The organism is Bacillus altaicus (genome assembly GCF_042136375.2).
Classification (GTDB): domain Bacteria; phylum Bacillota; class Bacilli; order Bacillales; family Bacillaceae_G; genus Bacillus_A; species Bacillus_A cereus_U.
Window position 1 is genome coordinate 4467765 of the sequence record NZ_CM143394.1, and the last position, 20920, is coordinate 4488684.

Here is a 20920-nt window from a genome sequence, read left to right on the forward strand (position 1 = left end):
GAGTTCCGTTACATATCCCCTAATTTGAATTTAATAGGAGTTCAAAATATTGTTCTCTTTTCTCCATATCTATGATACTATTACGATAGTCCCATAGCTTAATCTGGTTTAAAGCATCCCTTTCTGGGGAAGTTGCAGGTTCAAGCCCTGCTGGGCTTAGAAAATTATTTTATAGTTTTCTAAGCCCAGCAGGATTTTTTATTTCCTTAACAATTCAGGATTAATTTTTTTGATTTTTTCCCAAATATGTTTGTCAAATTTAGCCCTCTTTAAAGACTTACATTCCAGTAACTTATGAATATCCAAATTCAAAACTCCTTTGAAATTAGAATCGTGAAACAATGAATCTTTAAAACTTACTTCAGATAAATCAGCTTTCTTAAAATTTGTATTCTGAAATGTTGAATTTTCAAGCTTAGCCCGTGTTAAATTCGCTCCTCCTAAATCAGCACTTTTAAAATCAGTTTCACTACACTTAATATTTTTTAGACAGGCTTGGATCAAATTTGCACCTTGCAGATTACTTCCACATAAATTTGCACCCTGTAAATCTGCTTTTTTTAAATTTATCTTTTTCATCCTAGCTCTCGCTAATTTAGCACCCATTAATTTAGCACCTACCAACTGTATGGATTCACCATCAATAGGTTCTAATTTTGCTCCTTCTAAATAACATCGTGTTAAATTTACATTTTCTATCCCATAGTCACTTAGTTTCCTAATACAGTGTGCAATTTTATGCGATACATCTTGCGTTTGTAAATCTCTATATTCCTCTATTGTGTCCTTATGCATTCGAATTTCTCTTGATACATCTATTTTTTTTGTAAAAAAGGTCAACATAATACCAAATATAAAAACATCCAATAATGAATTATGCAAATTAACCAGAAATCCCGACCAAAAATCTGTACTACTATAAATCCCTTTATAAATTGAAAGTATAACTGTTATTCCTAATGCACCCATAAGAATTAAAAAGGGACTCCTTATATCTTGTAAAACCTCTATAAAAAATTTCTTTTTTAATTTCAAATTAATTCTCCTTTCTTGTTATCTTCAATCCTCTTACTCTTTTTACTTAAAATCATTTTTCAAGTCCCTGTTTTGCTTTAATAAAATAAGCAATATTTTATTTAATATAATCATAAAGCTTATTATCAACTGATTTCTCCATAATCATATTCATCGTAACAACCGGTAGTTATGTCCCCTTTTCATCTTGTATTTCAGTTTGTTCAACATTCGCTTTATCAAGTGTCGCTTTCCCTTAACTCTTTAGCTTATAAAACACTTATAAGCTATAAATGTTTTATAAGCCACGATATTCTTTTCTTGTCTATTGTTCATGTTTTATGGCAAACAAACTAATCCTAATTACACATAAAAGTTCTGTTCGTGATTATACTTTCATTTGATATTCTCTTAACAATTTAAGAAATCCAACTATATTATCAATAATTTTCTCTTCTGATAAATCTTTAATACCCATTTTTTTAAATGCTTTATATAATTTCCTATCCCCATTAGGATAATATTGATTGAAATTAGTACAAATATCTTTAAAACATTCTCTACTAACATAACCTGTAGCACCTATAGGAATTAGACTAATTCCCTGTGACTTAGCTATTTCAAATTCTTTTCTTACCCCATCAGCAAGTTGTAATTTCCCATCACTTTTTTTATTTCCTAGTAAAAATATAGCAGTTCCACAGTTTTCCAGCATATCTTCCCTATACTTATGCCAGATAGTCTCTCTTTCTTTTTTATCTATGATATGTAAAGGGAATGGCTTTAAGTTTAAGATTCGGTCCAGATTTTCTTTTCCAGTAATTTTACTCCCTCTTAAAACCCCTGTAATAACTAGACTCCCAATCCCCATCCCATAACCACTTGTTATCCTATAATCCTCTTCATGTAACCTCTTTGCTAAATTTTCTACAAAACTCTCAACTTTACCTTCAATACAATATTCTTGTGTATCATCAAAACTGCCTGAGATAAATATATTCTTACTTAAATATATTTGTTCTATCTTTTTAAGTATACTTGTTATATCTGAATACTCCTTAACTAAAATAGCTTTTATTCCATATCTCTCTAGATCCTTAATTTTAAGATACTGTTTATTTCTAGCATATTCCCATGCCTTTACTCTCGCCTTTTTATTTTTTATTTTTTGAAACTCATAATCTTTCTTATGGATTTCCTTAAAAAAACAATAATGTGTTCTAGTATTCCCTTCCAGCATTACTCGTACTCTTGATAAAATATTTTCTAAGTTAGGATCATCAAAACTAAATCCAATGAATAAAAAGGTTTTAGAAATTAAATCCCCTTTCAATGCTTGAGTAAATAGTTCATTCTTTTTATCATAAACCTCATAGTCATCTTTAATTAGTACAGCATCATGCGCGCGATTAATATCACCATGCATTTTATAAATAGTTACTTCTGAATTTCTCACTTCTGACGATAAATCTTGTACACTTTTTTTCACATCATACAACTTATTATTTTGTTCAAAGCTTTTCTCTATGTATTCATCATAATTCGTAGTCCAAAATGTTTTTATCGGCAAATTAACTAAAATTCTATGGTTCTCAGTAATTTCACCTTTCTTTTGTATATGATTTTTAATTAATTTAGTAATTTTCGTTCTAGAATTAGATTCATTATAAATATATTGCGCTACAGAAACTAAGTCATATTCTTTATCGACATCTATACCAATATCATTCGCTGCTTCTCTTAATAATTCTTTCCAACTAACAGCCCCAGCCCCTACTGAAAGTCCCGCACCACCAAAAACCGCAACGTTTTCATCAATTAAGTCTTCTGTAAAGTTTTTAATAAAACCCTTTATCATTTTTCTTCGATTATAACTCATTCATATCCCCTCCTTGATAATTTACAACTATAAAATGATTAGATTTGTTCACCATAGCTTATCTACAAAATATATTTGGCACCTAAACCTTACATCATTATCGCTCAATAAGTTTGGTAATCACAGCTAGCATGCATCAAATTCACCTTTCATGTTGCGCATAAAGAACATCCAGTGGATGCCAACTTTCTCTTCTATTGAAGCTGCACTCTTTACATTTCTCCTGATAATTTTTCATCCACAAACCCAAATGTTCTTCATGGAGGGGAATCATTTTTTGTAATGCCCCTGTTACCTCATAAGCGATTTTTATATTCTGTGCCTCATTTAATATTTCCAAGTCCTTTTTACTGCTTTTTTTAAAGTTTAAAAAATTATATCTTTCCGGGGGAGAAATCCTAATTTTCTCTACTATACTCAACTCATTATATATCCATGGTGACTGAGTAAAACTACCATCAATATATTTATTAATAGAATAATCTAAAACATTATTACTATTAATGAAAAAGAATGCTTCACATTTATCAATCATCTTCATTAAAGAAATAGACAAAATCATATATACATGACTAGTTGTCAAATTCCTTTGTTGATAATTATACTTACCATTATCTTGCAAACAATAATGTTCATCTAAAGATTTTAACAGTTCATTCGAATGCCCCCACAAACCAGAATCAATAAATGATTTCAACCCGAACTCTGAATATAACCATCCAGCCAACTGAATTGCTTTCGCTTCGTCAAGATGTGAATGTGAAATAAAAATACTTGCTTCAATAGATGGGAACCACTCATTTTCAATAGAATTCGCATCCAATACTTCTACAGATTCTCTCATAAAATAACTTTTTAAATCAGCATCAATATTTTTCTTTTGTAATCGATACAGACTAAGTCCAATATCATGATACCCTGAATAATCCCCATCTACTCTAAGATTAAATGTTTTGTACATGTCATTTCTCCTTACTTACAGTCCTTTTAGGTGCTAACTCTAGCCTTGCATATTCACCTAATTTATCTCTCATGATATTCCAATTTTCAAAAAGAACTTCCTCTACATATTGAGTAATCCTAGGATCTACTAAATTTCCAAACACCGTTAAATCTAAATCTTTACCTTTATATATCGCCCATGTTTTTTCTGCTTCTATACACATCTCATAGAAAATATCTTCAATCTCATTTTGATTTAAGACATCACTTTTCTTTAATTGAGCAATTGCTACATCTAAATTTAAAAATTGTCGAACTTTAATTGGAAAATACGCTTCATACGCCATATCCCCTAGATTTAATTTCTCTTCTTCAAAAAAGAGATAAAAAGAATGAAGTGAAAACATCATTAACTTATAAAAAAAGCTTTCTCCCAGTTTTTTTATAATAATCGAACTCCCATTAAAATTTGTATTATAAACTAGGTTAAATATCCGAGCCATTGCGAATGCATCGGCATCCATTTCAATTGTTCGATTGTCTAGCGCCATCTGAGCATCTAGATTACTTTTTTCTAGCATATAAAAATATTCCTTTTTATCTAATAAATCTAGATGCCCATTGTAAATATGGCCTAATTCATGAGATACTACATAAAGTATGACAAACATTTGTCCCCAATATATAATATCTTTTCTCAATTCTAAGTCTCCACCTATTTCAGGAAATAACTCATCTGATATAACATTACCAAAAAACTCATAAACTTCATGAAACACACCTACATTCAAACAATATATATCGATGTCTTTATATCTGTATGCAAAAGCGTTAAAAGAGCCGTTATTTCCTATATAAAAATAATATGATTTTTTACCTTTAATTGTATTCTCATTGATTTTTTGTACCATAGCTCCTACCAACTTACATACTGCTTCAAGAATTTCAAACCTAGCAATATCCTTTTTTTCTACAAAATAATGTTGCTGATTGTTTAAATCTAAGTGCTTCATAATATTCCACTGTTCTTCAATAGAACAATCCGTAGAAACATACCTAGCAACTCCTGTTACTTCTGTAAAATCATCCTTTGTGTGCACCAAAATCCCCCTTCACATCAAATATTAAAAACATCCGTTCCTTTTTAATTATACATGAACGGATGTTTTTCCAAATATAAAACAATTTCACTTTATTTTAATATTTTTTAGTATTAAATAAATCTTAATTATATAAAAACTCTTTTATTAAACTTTATACATTTTTACAAACTTTATAGTCTTCTATGTTATCTTTGATTGCAAATGCTATATTAATATATCCTTCAATATCATCAATAAAATCTTTCCACTTAACTGTACGAATGTACGAAGATTCTCCTATATAAACCTTATTATCCTCATAGTGATTGTCACACTCATTATAAGCGGGTGTTTTAATATTAAACATGTTCTCCTTGAGTATTGTAAATAAAGTATGTGTTTTTAGAGTTGTACAATTACAATATGAACAGGAATTATCTTCAACAAAATATTCATAGCGGTTATTTTGATTAGGCAAGACCACAGCCAAGATAGCATTTGATCCACTTACTCTTCCATTCCTATTCTGTTCCTTTAAAGAATAGGAAATTTCCCAAGGAATCCATTGGTCTTCCTCACTAGTAAAAAATTCTTTCATATTCGGAGATATTAAAACAAGCGTAATACTGCTATCAAAAATTTTATCTTTTAGCTTCGTCCATATTGTTTCATCTTTAAAATCACTTAAATCTTCACCGTCAGCTTCACCTTTATTAATATGATCCTCTTCTTTTAATTTACCTTGAAGCTCATCTACATAATTTCTTACTGTCGTATCGTATTTTCCATTTAAAGGATAAACGTTACTATCAGTATATTTATAAGAAACAAATATTTTTTTCCCCATTACTAAGCACCCCCAAGTCATTTCACCTTAATTTTAATAACAAACTTTAAAAAAACCTTCTTTATATCCGCTATTTTTAAACTACTTAATTATTTGATAACAAGCTCATTTCAAAAGCATTAGAGACATTTGCTATCCAGCGATCATTGATTATGAAGAAATACCCTTTTGATATGCTGTGGCTGAAGCACAGATGCCCTTTTATATTAGTTATCGAGATTTTATGATATTAAACTTGTCAATTTCCTGACTTTTCTCAAATGCATTTTCAATATACTCACTTGGATTTGCTAAAAAATCCTCTTCATTTATTATGGATATATACGACCCTGTTAACGAATTAATCGTTTTACAATTTTCACATGTATACTCTGGATTTTTCAAATTAAATCTGTTATTCGATATAATGCTGTAGAGTTTGCCATTACTAATGACCCTTGAAGTACAACCATCCGCATTCTTTTGATTAGTTTCAATCCATCCATAACCACCATTGTGCTTCATGATCACACCAACAATACCATTAGTCCTAGATTTTCTATCTGCTCGCGTAATTTCTTTCAATGAATATTCAATCTCCCAATCAATCCATTCACTATCAATCATACTAGGAGAAATAATTACAATCGATACAGAAGTCTCATATACCATATCACGTAGATTCTTCTTAATATTTTCTGTTGTTGTATCAGTTAAATCTGGAGAATCGCTGGTTTCTCCTCTATAGTACTGCGCGTCCGCTCCTAATGCAGCAAGAATATCATCTCTTAGATCTCGAGCTTCACTATATTTATACGAAATAAACGTCTTATGTGCCATATTTTCCAAATCTCCTATTCTAAAAATTTATTTTCTTCTTTTCAAATGATTTATTATGTGAATTACATTTTGAATAATCTCTTCATCTTTACATTCTTCATTCCCGATAACATGATAATATTTCTCTAATTTTTGATCAGGGATATATTTATTAAAGTCTCCCATTACTGTTTCCCACAGCTTTTTTGAAGTAAACCCAGTAATTCCAATAGGAATTGGGATTGAACCTTTGTCCACACTTATGTTAAATTCTTCTATCATCCCATCAGCATCAAGAACATCACCATTTGATTGGTTTATCTTATTACCAAATATAAATATTGAAATACCAATATTATCTATAATATTATTACGATGGATAGTCCATAATTTTCTTAAATCAACTTCAGCAGCAGCAGCTTGAGGAAATGGCTTTGATATCAATCTTTCTTCTACTCTTTTAGTTCTTATTTTGTATATTTCTTCTAAAGCGCCCGATAATACACAACTACCTACTCCTAATCCAAAACCAGTAACAATATTATTACCATTTCGAATAAGTCGTTTACTTAAAGAACTAGCAAATTCGAAGGAACGCTTTTCTCCCCAATCGCCATAATTAGAAGCACTTCCCGAAATAAAAATATTCTTCTGTTTCGACTTAACTTCCAACATTCTCAGTACATCAGTAATTTCACTATATTCTTCTACTAATAGTACTTTTATGTTAAAACGTTTTAAATCCTTAATCTTAAGCCCCTGTCTAATTTCTGCGTACAAAAAATCAGATTCTTTTTCATACTCATTTCTTTGAACTTTTTTCATAAAACAATAATGCGGGCGTTGATTATTCCCTAGTAAAATTCTAATTCTACTTAAAATATATTCAAGGTTAGGATCATCAAAGCTGAATCCAATAAACAAAAAGGTTTTTGAAACCAAATCTCCCTGAAGAGCAGTTGTGAATATTTGCCTTTTCAAATTATAATTTTCATAATCATCCTTAGTTAGAACTGCCTTATGCGCTTGTGTAATATCACCATGCATTTTATATATAACAGCATCGCAATTCGGCATTGTTGTCGCAAAATTTTCTGGAGTAATTTTAGCATCACTCCTCTTATGTTCACTCTTTAATGAATCTTCTATCAATTGATCATAGTTTGTTGTCCAAAATGTTCGAATCGGCAATTTAGCTAGTATTTTATGATTCTCTGTCACATAAGTATCTTTTGTAAATTCCTCTATTAAAACCTGATTTATTCTTCCTCTATTGCCACCATTTTCGTTAACATGATACTGAGCTACTCCAATTAAATCCGTTTCTTTATCCACATCGAGACCTATTTCATCCGCAATATCTCTTAATAACTCTTTCCAATTTACAAACCCTGCTGGTTTTGAAAGTCCCGCACCAGCAAAGACCGCAGCCGTCGATTCTTCAATTGCTTTTGTATAAGTTCTTAAAAATTCATCTATTTCTCGAGACATCCTATCAACTTCTTTCTTCAATATCATGAAATATGATTAGTATTATCTAAATTCAATTTCAAATAATTAACATCTAATGTCTTAAGAATAACAAATTAACCAGTATTATTTACGTCACTTTTAGAAATTACTAGAAAATATATGGATCTAATTTAGACATTTATACCAATCTCCACCTAAACAAAAACAGGTATTAGAATTGTTATTTCAATCCTAATACCTGTTTTTCATTTACACTTATTAATAAATCTCTCTACCTCTGTTTAACTCGTCACTTTACTTCCATCTTCACTTCCTAAGTACACATTCGGCAAATCATATAGCACCCCTAAGCTGAAACATATCTGGTTGGTATTTGATTTTGATTCTCTATTCTACACTCTATATTATTTTTGGCACCAATAAGATGTCCATCGGCTTTCTTTATAAAGTACTTACCGTCTTGTTCAATTTCTTCGTATACTTCATTGTGAATCTCCATCATTCTTTTAACAGGTGCTAAAATTTCTTTTTGTTCTTCTAAAGATGAAACTCTAAATTATAAACTTCATCATAGGGCTCTGTAATCATTCTTATAATCAACTTTTGATGGGAAGACTTCAAATATTACGGTTAATAATGTGCCTTTTTCATCTTTAATTTCAATATACTTTAAAAATACAACAACCACCCTAAACAAATATACTGTCCAAGGTGGTTTTCAAAAACTTTCATCTCACTATTAAGTATTACTTCAATCTATCCTGCAACGCACTAATATTAATAATCACAGGACTACCCGACTTCAACGTACTATCCTTCTGTAACATTGGCCCTGAAGTGATACATTGACCTTTCTTCAATGTTGCAAGTCGTTTTTCCCATTCTTTACGTACAGCTGAATCTTGAGCAAGGTTCGATGCAATGGCACTAATTTCATTTTCTGGTGGCATGAAATACACTTTTTGACTTGAATTCTGTAATCGTGAAATTTCATCCGTTGTAAATTGCCCTTTTAATGATTGCGTTGCATACCAACCTGACCAGCCAAATTTTCTTCCTTCGGTTAAAATTTTGGCACTTGGTGATTTTTCTCTATGATCAAGATTTTGCGCTTCGTCTAAAATAACTGGGAATGGTTTATTTTTATCCCCGTGGTGCAATTGATAGTTCCAAATATCCCACAAAATAAATTCTGTAATCATGAGCTGTACATCGCGATTAAACCCTGTTAATTGTACAATAAACACTTTACCTTTTTGGTTCAGTATGTCTCCCCAATCATATACAGCATTATGATTAAATGGATTCTTATCAATAAATGGCTTAATCTGTGACCTTGCTGTTTTAGCTGGACCAGAAGTATCTTCTTCTAGCTCTGCTAATAAATAATTTAAATTCATATTCTCATCATATTTATCTAAACCACGCATTACTGCTTCATAGATAGCGTTTTGTTGCTGAATGCCTAAATCTTTATATACAGCTGAAAATACACTTTTAATTCTTTCAGCAACATCTGTATTATCTTCATCGATATAAATTCCTTCATCCAATTCTTTTTGATTTCGCTTAAATGGATTTACTGGGAATTTATCTTTTGCTACTAGGAATTGTTCAATATTATCTTGAAGTTTCTCTTTAAATTCCGGTTCTAACTTAGAATTCTTGAATCCATCTGTATAGTCAAATATCATACTAGAAATTCCATTTTGCGCCAGTTCAAGAAGTAAACATTGAATGAAATAGCTTTTACCTTGCCCTGATTTACCCGAAATTAAAATATGTCTATTTGCTAGCTCTGGATTTCCGAATTCCCAATATATTTCTTGAGTCGATCCCTCTACTGTTCCTAACAAAACGCGGATGTCCTTTAATTCTTTTGTTTCTTTTTCTTCTTCAGAATGAGGTACAGTTGGAACGACTTTATTGCTAGGTTTTTTTAACTCTTGATTAGAATCATGATTCTTATTCAATAATCTATCTGGATTAATATCAGTTCCACCAGAATGGATTTTCGTTTTGAGCACCTCAATTTCTTCAACTACTCCTTCATATCCATCCTCTTCGGTTAATTCCACTAATAAAATATCTTCTTCTATTTTAATGGATCTCCATGCTTGTTCCTTTTTGAATGATAAAATCGCACCTTTCCCAATTTTACTATCCAATTCTCCACTCATTTCATAATCATCATTTAATAATCTTTTCTTTAGTTCTTCAATTTTCTCATAAGATTTTTCTGGCCAAATGTTGTTTGCTATAAATTTCTCTGCATTCGCTAGCAGTAACTGTACGAAAAAGTTTCGGAAAAACTTATGTTTAAATACATGTAAACCATCTTCACTTACTTTAGAAAGTTGCGTATCAAACAGTTGCTTAGTAGCATTAATTTGCTCCTTCGCTTTTGCAATGGCACTTTCTTGATTTAAACCGATTTTTACTTCTACTGGATAATAATGCACTGATAAATTATTATCTTGCATTTCTATCCCAATTAACAGTAAATCGTCACTATGTGCACCTTTTCCGCCAAGATTTTTTGCAGAAAATACCCCTTCACTCTTCGTTAATTTTACCGCTCCAGCAACACGTAATATTTCTTCTAATGAGATAGGAATCCATAAGATATTCTCATGATCTAAAGTACTTAATATATATTTCACAGCCGAAATGATGCTTAACTTTTCTCTTGAGAATTGTCCTTTACTTCCAATAATTCGTAGCAACCACTCACCATTTAAACTATTGAAAGCTCTAATAGCTGTATTGATTTTTTCAGGTGTCGAAACAATTTCTTTTTCTGCCAAATACTGTTCAATAACTGATCGGTATTGTCTTGCTTTATCCGTTACTGTAATTGCATCGTACTGACTTGATGAAGAATATTGATCACTATAATGAATGACCAATAAATTGCGTGATGAATCTTGGAAGAAATCCAAACCAACATTAGGCTCAATAAATGTTACCCAATAAGAAGACTCATATAAATGTTCAAGAACTTGTTCATCATAAGTAGAAGTTCTCGTAACAATTGTTTCATTCTTACGGTAAGGGTTTGTACCATCGTTATTTAAATTACTTCCCAGTTCATTCATACAGCTAGCAATTTGAATCAACAAGTGTTCATCATTCAATACATTTTTCAATCCAAAACCTGTACGATAATCTACTTCTGTACTAATAGATGATAGAGAGGATAACATTCCATTTAATGATAAGCCCGTCTCAATATCCTCCATTGTACTTTTTGCATGCTTCTCATTTGAAATCATTTTATAGAATGAAATATGAGCATAACCATATTCTTTCGTACCTATAAGTTTATAATAAAAAACATTTTCTCGAATCAATCTTAATACATCTACAGCATCAAGATTCTTTGATGCTAACGATAATTCAAAGAACTCCTCGAACTTTTGAACATCATCATATATAGAAAACTTTTCAAAGGCACTTAATATATTATTTTCATGATATAAAGCGACCTCTACCGGTATAATTTTGGATGGTCCCTTTTTATCTATTTGCTTCTTAATAAAATGTACTAAACCTCTTACAACTTCTTTATCATTATTGATATTAATAACATTGATTCTTATCGGAGATTTAGATTCTTGTAAAAATAAGTATTGGAAATGCTCCACAAATTGTTGAAGCTTTTCCTCAACTACGTTAGCGAGAAATGCATTAGATTCACCTATCGCTACCTTATGAAGCGGTTCATAGACAATCCACTCGGGAGCTTCATTTTGAGCAATTGGACGATACAATTCCTCATTCTGTCCATATATATATGGCAATAGATTGTTAGGATGCAGACGATTTAAAATATGCATTTCAACTACTTCATTTTTAATTTCATCATTAATACTTAACTGATAGGCAACATTAAGAGGATGCAACGGTGTTAGTATAACTCTTTGTTCCTCCTCTATAACTCCCAATTTAAACAGATTCTTTTCTTCTTCTTTTAGCATTACATTTTCTTGTATATGAGCAACGCTTTCGTTAAAAGCTTTCAAGTATCTTATAGATACCTCTCTTAATTGATCATCCACAAAACAAAGACTAGGAACCGTATTATTAAATTTATAGTAATTTAATAATTCTTGGTACGCATCTCTCAATGATGGATTAATTGATAATTCAACCTTATTTAGACCTGATACTCCTCTAACTGCAAAAGCAATTTCATTTTCAATCCATACTCTCTCGTCTTGCAAATAATTTCGAAATCCTTCTCGTGCTGAAAATTCCCTTGCACCCTGTTTTAATTTATTTGTATCAAGGTTATATTCGAAACTTTCTTGATGTTCTCTTTTTAATTTCCATACCCTTTCTCCTGATACTGGAACAGTCTTTGCAACTTGCTCTCTAATAAGAATAGGGATTAAAGTTGTTTCAATTTGAACAGAAAAAGATAAGCTATCATCATTCCATGCAGGGGAAGATTCAGAGACTTCAAAACTTCCTCCTTGCCAATTTATAATCTGTGCATCTTCTTCAATAAATATTTCTTCTGGCTCACTAGAAATATCTCCAAAAACAATACTTTCTTCTGCTTTATTCATAACTACATTTTTCGTATTCACATTCACTTCATAAATTGTTTGGAGAGCTTGTAAAAATGCGGCTTCACATTCTACAACAGCAATATGAAACTCATACTTTGACTTAGATTGCATTTTATGTGTATATACAACTTTATGGAATGAGGTTCCATTTTGCTTATGCACTAAATTTACAGATAGTTTTTTCCCAGATACCCCACAAAAATCCTGTGAATTTTTATGAATGTATTCCTTCTTCAATTTTTCTTCAAACTCAAAGTTTATGTTGATATTTTCTACCTGTGTAGGATTAAAAACAATAATATGGCGTTTACGTCTACCAGCCTTTGTCTCAGCTTGTGCTTTTTCCCAATATAACAGACCTTCTTTTGAATATTTCTTTGCTGATTCGATATATTCTAATGGGCGATCTATTTCAGTCATTTTGTCATAAGAATCTTTAACAAGAACATAATCCGCTTGCTGCCAATCTTCCTTCTTTAGACGAGAAACACCTTTCTCATCGAATAATTTTTCTAATTGACTCTCTAAATGCTCATACTCTTGCATATGTTGTACTTTCTCAAAAAATGAAGCATTTTCTTCTAGCCTTTTTTTCATTTGAGCTGAAGTAAATTGATTTAAATTTTCATCATAGAAAATGCCTAAATTAGAATAATCTTCTCTCACAATTTCTTGCTTTGATAAAAATCCAAGAATTTCTTCATAATCCCAAAGAGATGGTCGCACAATTGTATCATCTAATTTTTTACGTAAATAAAATGATAGTACTTCCTTTTCTTCTTTGTTTAGATCAGAAGTTTCAATTTCTTCTTTTAATGTTTTCAAAATTGATTTTACATTAAATGGCATGCCTTCTTTTTGTAAATCACTGCTACCACCCTTAATACTGTCTAGTGTCTCATGACATATACTAAGTAAAGCTGTTTTTTCCCAAACATCCTTTTGTTCACCGACTTCATTACGAAGTGTTACTAAAAAGTCAGGAGTAACATTTTCTGATGTAGTCGCAACAACTACCTTCATTTCCTCTGAAATCCTAATAGCAATCGTTTCGTATGGAGCACCTTGCTTATGCTGATAATAAAACGCCTGCGATAAATCTTGTTCTTTTAATGTGTCATAAAACGCTTTCACTTGTTCATGATTATCAAATTGAAGATAAAATCGCTCTCCACCTCTAAGATTTTCCGCTTTTAAATAATTTATTAGTTTATCTGAAAGATAATTATAAAATTGGTTTAACATACTGTGCATCACCGCTATCACTTTTTTTGTCTATTAAATTCAGCTTATCAAATAACTGTACAATTTCTTCTTTTGAGTATCGATCAAAGAATAAACCTCTAGCCTCTAAATCTATAAATACTTGCTTCAAAGGTTTTCTTTCCTTTTTCAAACTTAATGCTGTTAGTAGCAATAACATATCTTGACTAATATTAAGCATATAACCAAGTGAACCTCGAGTTTTTAAGAAATATTTTTTTCCAATCTCTTCTATTGATAAAGAATATCTATGTCGAGGTCCTTGCATCGTATCTTTTTCATAAGCTTCTTCTATACTATGGAATAAAGATTGTACAAGCGTATCATATTCTAATTCTAAATTTTCTTCATACATCCCAAGACCTAAATGTCTTCTATATTCCATAACCCAATCACAAAGCATCTCTAAAAATACTTCTTTATCCTCATCGGATAATTGCTGATATGTTTCCTTCAATTCAGGATAGCCGCCTGCTTTTTCTACTCCCATTAAGAAATTTAAATGCTCTAAGCAATTAATATGAAGTAGTAAATGTCTACCTGTATCTTTAATCATTTGATAACCATGAGTATAACCTTTTCTATTCTTACTCGTAGACTCCCAGTCGAGTGTAAAATAAACTTCGTTGTTCTCACTAAAGTTCGCTTTCCCACCTTGTGAAAGTTTTAAAGTCAATTGAGTAATATATAAGAAGTAATAATAACTAAGAAACAAGTGATAATGGTTTCTAAAATAATCTTTATGCTCCGCTAAAAATTGAAAATCTTCTTTGAATATCTTCGAAATAAATGGAATTTGATTAACATAACGGATTTCTTTTTCATCTTTCTCTAAATGATCCAATCGCTTTAACACAAGACGTGACATTAAATCTGTTGAATCACTTTTTCCAAAAATCTCTTTTACTGTTTCTTTTTCACCTAATAAGACATCTAAAAGAAACCTAGCAATATCTTGTTCTCCTTTTTTATCTGCACTTTCACTTAACGGTAAATATTGAAATAAATGCAAATGAAAAATTTTAATTGTATTGTCACTATCTTGTAAAAAAGTACGTAATATTTGTTCAAAGTGCAACCTATCTTGCTGCGAGACATCAACAGATTCACTAATCTCTCCAATAAGTTCTTCTAGATTAACTTCCATTTTCAGTTTATTCCCGCTAACAAGACGTGTGAATTCTCCTAGTACTCCCTGAAATCCTTTAACAAATTTTGCTCGCTCTGTTCCTCGTGTAGAGAAAGGTAACAGAGGCGTTTTTTTATTTATTGTATGTTTTAATCCTAATTTTTCTGATTTAATACTTAAAGAACTTCTCAAATGCTCTAAATTCTCTCTTACAATCATTTTCTAATCCCTTCTAAACGTAAATTCTTCAAAATCTTCATCGTATGTTAGTTTAAACATTCCATTTTCATTAGATTGAACAAACAATAATTCTTTTTCTCTATTTCCTAATTTCATTATCTTATCCACAAATTCAACAAACTGAATACAATCTTCTTTGTCCTTTTTATTCGGACGATAACCTTTTGAAAGTTTAACCATCATTTCATATAGCGGATAATCTATTTCTAAATATACGGGATTTACTTTATCTTCGTTAGAAAAGGCAAGTAATATATTTAATTTAAATCGATTTAATACCTCTAGTGCTGTTCCCTTCAAATGTCCTACAACCGGTTTAACCTTAAGTGATTGTGCAACCTGAGTAGTGTCATTTGAATAATCCATAAATACATAATCTGACTTCGGACTTCCATTCCATAAGAAAATCGATTTTCTCGCTAAATTATACATATCTCTTAAATCGGATCGATTTCCTTTATTAAAGGCATATAAATATTCCATATATTCCTTATAATTTTCATCCGCGAATATCTCATTTAAAGCTGGGGATAAAAAGAATGACATGCGTATTAACGTTTTATTGAATACCTGCCTAGATGAATCACTTAACTCAAAGAAAGGTCCCATCTCTTCTAGCCCATTTGCCCATTTATCAAGCCCTTCTAGAACTAAATGTTTTTGGAAAGTATTCTTCATATTTACTGAGTTGTTTAGCTCAATTAGCATCTGGTCTAAACTATTTGATCGAAGATGAATAGGGTCCATTTTAGAAATCACTGCTAGTAGATTTGATTTTTCTTGACCATCAAATAATAAATTCGGCAATAAAGCTTCTGTTTTTTCCATCATACCTGCCTCAAGAAAATCTTCATTCCCATGAGAAGGTACTAAAATATCATAAATAAAATTAAGCATGGATCGTGTCGAAATAATCATCTTATGCTTAACTATTGCTTCAATTAATATGCTTAAAACACCATCTCTTATCTGTTGCTGTTGCAATAACTCATAATTCACCATGAAGAATCCATTTATACCACGTTTCTTATCCTTCAAATAAGCTTGATAGAATGGATTTCTTTCTGAATCGACTACAATTCGCTTTAAAATAGATGAAAAATAATCTGATTTTGGCCCCTCACTAGTTAATTCAAAAGGTTGATAATCACTAAAGCTAATTAAGTAAAAGTTACTGCTTTGTTGATTCGTAGCAACCTCATTCGCCTCGAATATTCCTGAGTCCTCAATAAATTTCGTTAAAGTTTGATAGTGCTCTTTTGCATAATCTGATTCAATAAAGTTATGCAGCACCCCTAAATTAATAGCTAAAATTAGCTTACATCCAGAACTATCAATCTCACTATCACTGTACGGCTTTAACACTTCCGCTAATGTATCAAGAGAACTCTTTTGCGGATCAAAACTTTCCGTAGCATCATTATGAACCGAAAATTCTTCCATCAATTCAGGATATTTATTTTTCACATACGATAATAAATGTGATTTCCCATCTCCAACGCTACCACACAAGAAAATTAATTGACTTGTATTTTCTCCTGCTGCTGTTGTTAGAGCCAACATCATATCGTTCTGTATCGTTCTTTCAACATGTAAATAATCCTTAAAAGAACTAAATTCATTAGGATTTTCGATTGCCTCTTGAGATGATTCTTTCAGCTTCGAGAGTTCTGCCAGTAAATAGCTCTCTCCTTCTCCAAAAATAAAATCATCATACCCAAAATGGTTGTCTGTTTCTTCCTCATTATCCACAGATTGTTTATCTTCAACTTCTAATCCTACTGCAATCTCAGGGTTATTTATCTCTATTAATTCCTCGGTTTGGTTTGGCGTATTTTGTTTGCTTGCAATCTCAATTAGCACTTTTAACTTTTCTTCTAAACTAGCAGATATCTTTTCTTCTAATTTCTCCACAATATGTACACTACTCTTCGGCTGTGGGTGTTTATATTTCGGAGCGACAAACTCATAACTCCCGTATACTTCCATAAACCACACTGCAATTTGGAATAGATTTTTATGCATTTTAAAAGCACTCTCTACTCCACTTTCAATATGTTCATGCGCTGCTTTATTTCCTAAGTAGCGAACTGTATCAAATGAACGTGAAATTTCTTTTGATAAAATATCTTCTCTTTCTAATTTTTGAATACGATCTACTTGCTTTAAATATTGAATATCGTACAATTCATGTTCTTCTGCAATGCGTTTTGATAATAACTCCGAGAATACTCTTCCCTTAATTAAAACCGCTTGGGGATCTTGATAAAAAATATTTTCAATATCCCTACCAATTTCCGCTAACTCAGGGAATATCTCTTGTAGAAAATCAAATGTATATTTCTCCAATGATGTAACACCTCTTAATATAAAAATACGTTTCGAATATATTCCATATTATACAATATCTATAGAGGAATTGTTGGTATTAAGTACAAATGAAATTAGTGGATTGCTACTCCGCGATAAATTTGATTATTTCCCTATTAACTACTCCCTTCTCAATTAAAAACTTGCATAAAAAATAACCTGATTCTATAGCTAGCTATAGAATCAGGTTATTCCCATACTTTATTATTTTAAATATCTAATAAGCATGTGCCCTATTTATTTCTTAGAATAAACTCAACTGCACAATACTATCCATCTTCTCTTCTTCTTTGTTAATCTCTAAAATCCTTTGACCCATTCGCTCAACCAAATCAACCACTAAAGCATTTCCCATACAAAAGTATCTATTTCTTTGAGGCATACCAGTATTTGTCCAGTCCATCGGGAAACCATTTAACAGTTCACATTCTGCAGGTGTTAAATATCTTAACCTTTTCGTATAAGGATCTTCAATTACATGAGAACTTCTATTACATGTTCCTTCACTTGTTAACATTGTACGTCCAGGCTTATCTAAACCATCTGGGAAAGCCATTCCTCCCTCAGCGTAGAAGTATTTATGACCCGTCGCCTTTGATACTCTTTCTTCCTTTTTAGGACCTTTAAGGTATTTAAGTTCCTCAAATTCTGTTCTTCCCTTTTTGTTAACCTTATCCATTTTCAAATAATATGATTCATCTACAGGACCAAATTTATCATATACTTTCTGAACAACCTCACCTAAAGTCTCTGGATTTTCAGTTACTGGGACTAATTCTTCAGTGTATACTTGTCCATCTATCATCACGCCAGAATTATAGTATTCCTCTTTAAATGTATCAGAAACCTCAATAATATCGACCGGCAACTCAAATTGCCCTCTTTTTTTGTTTTGCTCAGATGCTTCATGCACATTAAAAATCGGAGCGAAGAATCCATTTTCACATAGTATTTCTAACGACTTCATTCCATTTTGAACAGATGCGAAATGAGATTCTTTTAAGTACGCAAAAATAAATACTCTTCGTCTTCTTTGTGAGTTTCCATAATCCGCGGCATTAATAACTCTCCATTCCACTGCATACCCTGCATCTCTAAAGCTAGCCAGCATAATAGAAAAATCACGACCTCTTTGTTTTGCTGGTGACTTCAATAATCTATCTACATTCTCTAACAAAACAAATCTTGGCTTGCGAGAATTAACTATGTTCATTATCTCCCAAAAAAGAACACCTTTTTTCCCTTGTATTCCTTTTTCATTTGATAAAGTACGTGCTACAGAATAGTCTTGGCAAGGAAAGCCTCCTACTAATAAATCATGCTCAGGTATTTCCGACCAAGCTTCAGCTATATCTCTATTTACATGTATTCCTTTATGTTCAAAGCGAGTTGCATAACAATTAAATGCATGTTGTGCTTTAGTTGAGGGTTCCCATTGGTTTCCCCAAAGAACGTCAAAGTTTTCGTTTGCTTCCAGTCCTAATCTAAAACCTCCTACTCCCGCAAAAAGTTCTACTACTTTCACCATAAATACACGAACATCCTTTCGGTATTTTATTTACTTATGCTTCTTTATAATTAAAAGTGAGGAAAAGATTATCTATAACAGTTTAAGAACCATCCTTTTTTAGCTTATAACAATTAAGAGCATACTTCGCTACCATATCAATATTATAAACGAAATAAATTATCTTGAAAAGATCCAATATAACTGTTTTTTAATGGTAACAACTAACTTTTCCTTCTTATAAATTTTACTTATATAAAATTGAAACAGCTTTTAATTATAGCATAACTTTATATGCAATGTTTTATAAACATATAATGCAGCAATAGATATGGAAAGGAGCTTATTATGGAATACACTACAATAGAAGAACTAATGAAAAAAGCACATGAAGCTGAAGGAAAAACATTTGGTGAAATCGATACAACTGACCGACTCGCAAACGCAAAATCAAAAGGTGGATTAGGTCAAGTAATTGAGGAGAGCTTTTTCGGATATGAAGTAAATTCAAATGCAGAAGCTGATTTTAAACACCTTGGTATTGAACTCAAAGTAACTGCATTTAAACAAAATAAAAACGGTTCATTATCAGCCAAAGAGCGCTTAGTTTTAAATATTATCAACTATATGGAAGAAGTTCATACACACTTTGGGACATCAAGCTTTTGGAAGAAAAACGAAAAGCTACTATTAATGTTCTATGAATGGGTACCTGACGTAGATCGTAAAGATTTTCATATTACAAAAAGCTTTCTATTCACCTATCCTGAAGCTGATTTAGAAATAATTAAACAAGACTGGGAAACCATCGTAAATAAAATTCGTGCAGGCAAAGCACATGAATTATCTGAAGGTGATACAAACTATTTAGGAGCTTGCACAAAAGGATCCAATAAAAATTCACTTCGCTCACAACCGTGTTCTGAAATTCAAGCAATGCAAAGAGCTTTTTCATTAAAGCCTTCTTATATGACAGCACTAGTTCGTAGATATCTCCTAAACGAAGAACTAGTAAGTTTCACAACAAAAAATGAACTAAAAGGAAAATCTTTAGAAGAAATCCTTTACTCAAAGTTTGAGAATTACATAGGCCTAACCGATCAAGAAATCGCTCAAAAATTATTTATCGATTACAAACCTACAACTAAGAGCTTTGTTCCATTATTAGTAAGCTCTTTACTTGGTATTAAAGGAACTCGACTCGATAAAATTGAAGAATTTGCGAAAGCCAATATAGAATTCAAGACAATTCGTTTAGAACCAAACGGAAAGCCAGAACAAAGCATGTCATTTGAAACGATTGATTTTCATCAATGGAAAAATGAATCATGGGAAGAAAGTGAAATTCGAGAACGCTTCTATCAAACCAAGTTTTTATTCGTAATTTTTGAATTTAACCAAACAAAAAAAGAAAATCCAAACCGTAAACTCTACTTTAAAGGTATTAAACTTTGGAACATGCCTGTCCCTACAATAGAAAAAGAAGTACGTGAACTATGGGAGGAAGTTAATAAAGTAATAAATGAGGGTATTCAAATTGAATATAAAAAACGTGGTGATAAAGTCGTTGAAACAAATAACCTACCAAAAATAAATTTCAACGGCGTTGCGCATATTAGACCAAAAGCTCGTAATGGCTCTGACAAAGTAACTTTACCTGATGGGCAGCAAATTACAAAGCAGTGTTATTGGTTGAATAATTTGTACATAGCTGATGTTATCAATTCGAAATAACCAATGAAAATTCGTTTATTTTCATTAGAAAAATAAACAACGTGGCTGTAAAAGACATCCACGTT

At 31.4% G+C, this 20920-nt stretch carries 12 protein-coding genes, 1 tRNA gene and 2 pseudogenes; 2 read left to right on the plus strand and 13 right to left on the minus strand.

The genetic code is table 11. The features are described from left to right. Positions 1–87 precede the first annotated feature (87 nt). Positions 88–159: transfer RNA gene (locus ACE38F_RS23210), tRNA-OTHER, on the plus strand. Positions 160–198: 39 nt separating this feature from the next. Here ACE38F_RS23210 and ACE38F_RS23215 read toward each other — a convergent pair. From ACE38F_RS23215 to dcm, 13 genes and pseudogenes are all read right to left on the minus strand, one after another. Next, the gene (locus ACE38F_RS23215; protein WP_375370360.1) at positions 199–1035 is read right to left on the minus strand and encodes a pentapeptide repeat-containing protein; all 837 of its coding nucleotides are present in this window, start codon (positions 1033–1035) and stop codon (positions 199–201) included. Between the two features lie 97 nt (positions 1036–1132). Further along, positions 1133–1270 (minus strand): annotated as a pseudogene (locus ACE38F_RS23220) (DUF3427 domain-containing protein); the annotation flags it as partial. A gap of 132 nt (positions 1271–1402) precedes the next feature. Next, entirely contained in the window at positions 1403–2893 is a 1491-nt protein-coding gene (locus ACE38F_RS23225; RefSeq protein ID WP_375370361.1) for an SIR2 family protein, read from the minus strand. 142 nt (positions 2894–3035) lie between these two features. Beyond that, complete coding sequence (locus tag ACE38F_RS23230; protein WP_375370362.1) at positions 3036–3854, minus strand: hypothetical protein; 819 nt, start codon at positions 3852–3854, stop codon at positions 3036–3038. 1 nt (position 3855) lies between these two features. After that, positions 3856–4935 (minus strand): M48 family metalloprotease, encoded by a 1080-nt coding sequence (locus ACE38F_RS23235; RefSeq protein WP_375370363.1) that lies wholly within the window; start codon positions 4933–4935, stop codon positions 3856–3858. Positions 4936–5089: 154 nt separating this feature from the next. Next, positions 5090–5764 (minus strand): TIR domain-containing protein, encoded by a 675-nt coding sequence (locus ACE38F_RS23240; protein ID WP_375370364.1) that lies wholly within the window; start codon positions 5762–5764, stop codon positions 5090–5092. 210 nt (positions 5765–5974) lie between these two features. Further along, positions 5975–6583: a TIR domain-containing protein gene (locus ACE38F_RS23245; protein ID WP_375370365.1), complete on the minus strand. Its 609-nt coding sequence runs from the start codon at positions 6581–6583 to the stop codon at positions 5975–5977. Between the two features lie 27 nt (positions 6584–6610). Next, positions 6611–8053, minus strand: a complete 1443-nt coding sequence (locus tag ACE38F_RS23250) for an SIR2 family protein (protein ID WP_375370366.1) — start codon at positions 8051–8053, stop codon at positions 6611–6613. Positions 8054–8575: 522 nt separating this feature from the next. Beyond that, positions 8576–8696, minus strand: a pseudogene (locus ACE38F_RS23255) (DUF2357 domain-containing protein); the annotation flags it as partial. Positions 8697–8781: 85 nt separating this feature from the next. Further along, complete coding sequence (dptH, locus tag ACE38F_RS23260; RefSeq protein ID WP_375370367.1) at positions 8782–13857, minus strand: DNA phosphorothioation-dependent restriction protein DptH; 5076 nt, start codon at positions 13855–13857, stop codon at positions 8782–8784. Beyond that, entirely contained in the window at positions 13838–15223 is a 1386-nt protein-coding gene (gene dptG, locus ACE38F_RS23265) for a DNA phosphorothioation-dependent restriction protein DptG (protein ID WP_375370368.1), read from the minus strand. Before dptG ends, dptH begins: the two co-directional genes overlap by 20 nt. A 3-nt stretch (positions 15224–15226) precedes the next feature. Next, the gene (dptF, locus tag ACE38F_RS23270; protein WP_375370369.1) at positions 15227–17593 is read right to left on the minus strand and encodes a DNA phosphorothioation-dependent restriction protein DptF; all 2367 of its coding nucleotides are present in this window, start codon (positions 17591–17593) and stop codon (positions 15227–15229) included. A 265-nt stretch (positions 17594–17858) separates the two neighbouring features. Continuing rightward, the gene (dcm, locus tag ACE38F_RS23275) at positions 17859–19142 is read right to left on the minus strand and encodes a DNA (cytosine-5-)-methyltransferase (RefSeq protein ID WP_375370370.1); all 1284 of its coding nucleotides are present in this window, start codon (positions 19140–19142) and stop codon (positions 17859–17861) included. Between the two features lie 327 nt (positions 19143–19469). On the opposite strand from dcm, the gene ACE38F_RS23280 reads away from it, so the two are divergent. Then, a complete protein-coding gene (locus tag ACE38F_RS23280; protein WP_375370371.1) occupies positions 19470–20855 on the plus strand; it encodes a Sau3AI family type II restriction endonuclease in 1386 nt (461 codons plus the stop codon). Positions 20856–20920: the final 65 nt, after the last annotated feature.

Bases quoted from the DNA above. Each gene is read 5' to 3' on its own strand.
- ACE38F_RS23225 (WP_375370361.1), bottom strand. From the start codon at position 2,893: ATGAGTTATAATCGAAGAAAAATGATAAAGGGTTTTATTAAAAACTTT.
- ACE38F_RS23230 (WP_375370362.1), bottom strand. From the start codon at position 3,854: ATGTACAAAACATTTAATCTTAGAGTAGATGGGGATTATTCAGGGTAT.
- ACE38F_RS23240 (WP_375370364.1), bottom strand. From the start codon at position 5,764: ATGGGGAAAAAAATATTTGTTTCTTATAAATATACTGATAGTAACGTT.
- ACE38F_RS23245 (WP_375370365.1), bottom strand. From the start codon at position 6,583: ATGGCACATAAGACGTTTATTTCGTATAAATATAGTGAAGCTCGAGAT.
- ACE38F_RS23250 (WP_375370366.1), bottom strand. From the start codon at position 8,053: ATGTCTCGAGAAATAGATGAATTTTTAAGAACTTATACAAAAGCAATT.
- dptH (WP_375370367.1), bottom strand. From the start codon at position 13,857: ATGTTAAACCAATTTTATAATTATCTTTCAGATAAACTAATAAATTAT.
- dptG (WP_375370368.1), bottom strand. From the start codon at position 15,223: ATGATTGTAAGAGAGAATTTAGAGCATTTGAGAAGTTCTTTAAGTATT.
- dcm (WP_375370370.1), bottom strand. From the start codon at position 19,142: ATGGTGAAAGTAGTAGAACTTTTTGCGGGAGTAGGAGGTTTTAGATTA.
- ACE38F_RS23280 (WP_375370371.1), top strand. From the start codon at position 19,470: ATGGAATACACTACAATAGAAGAACTAATGAAAAAAGCACATGAAGCT.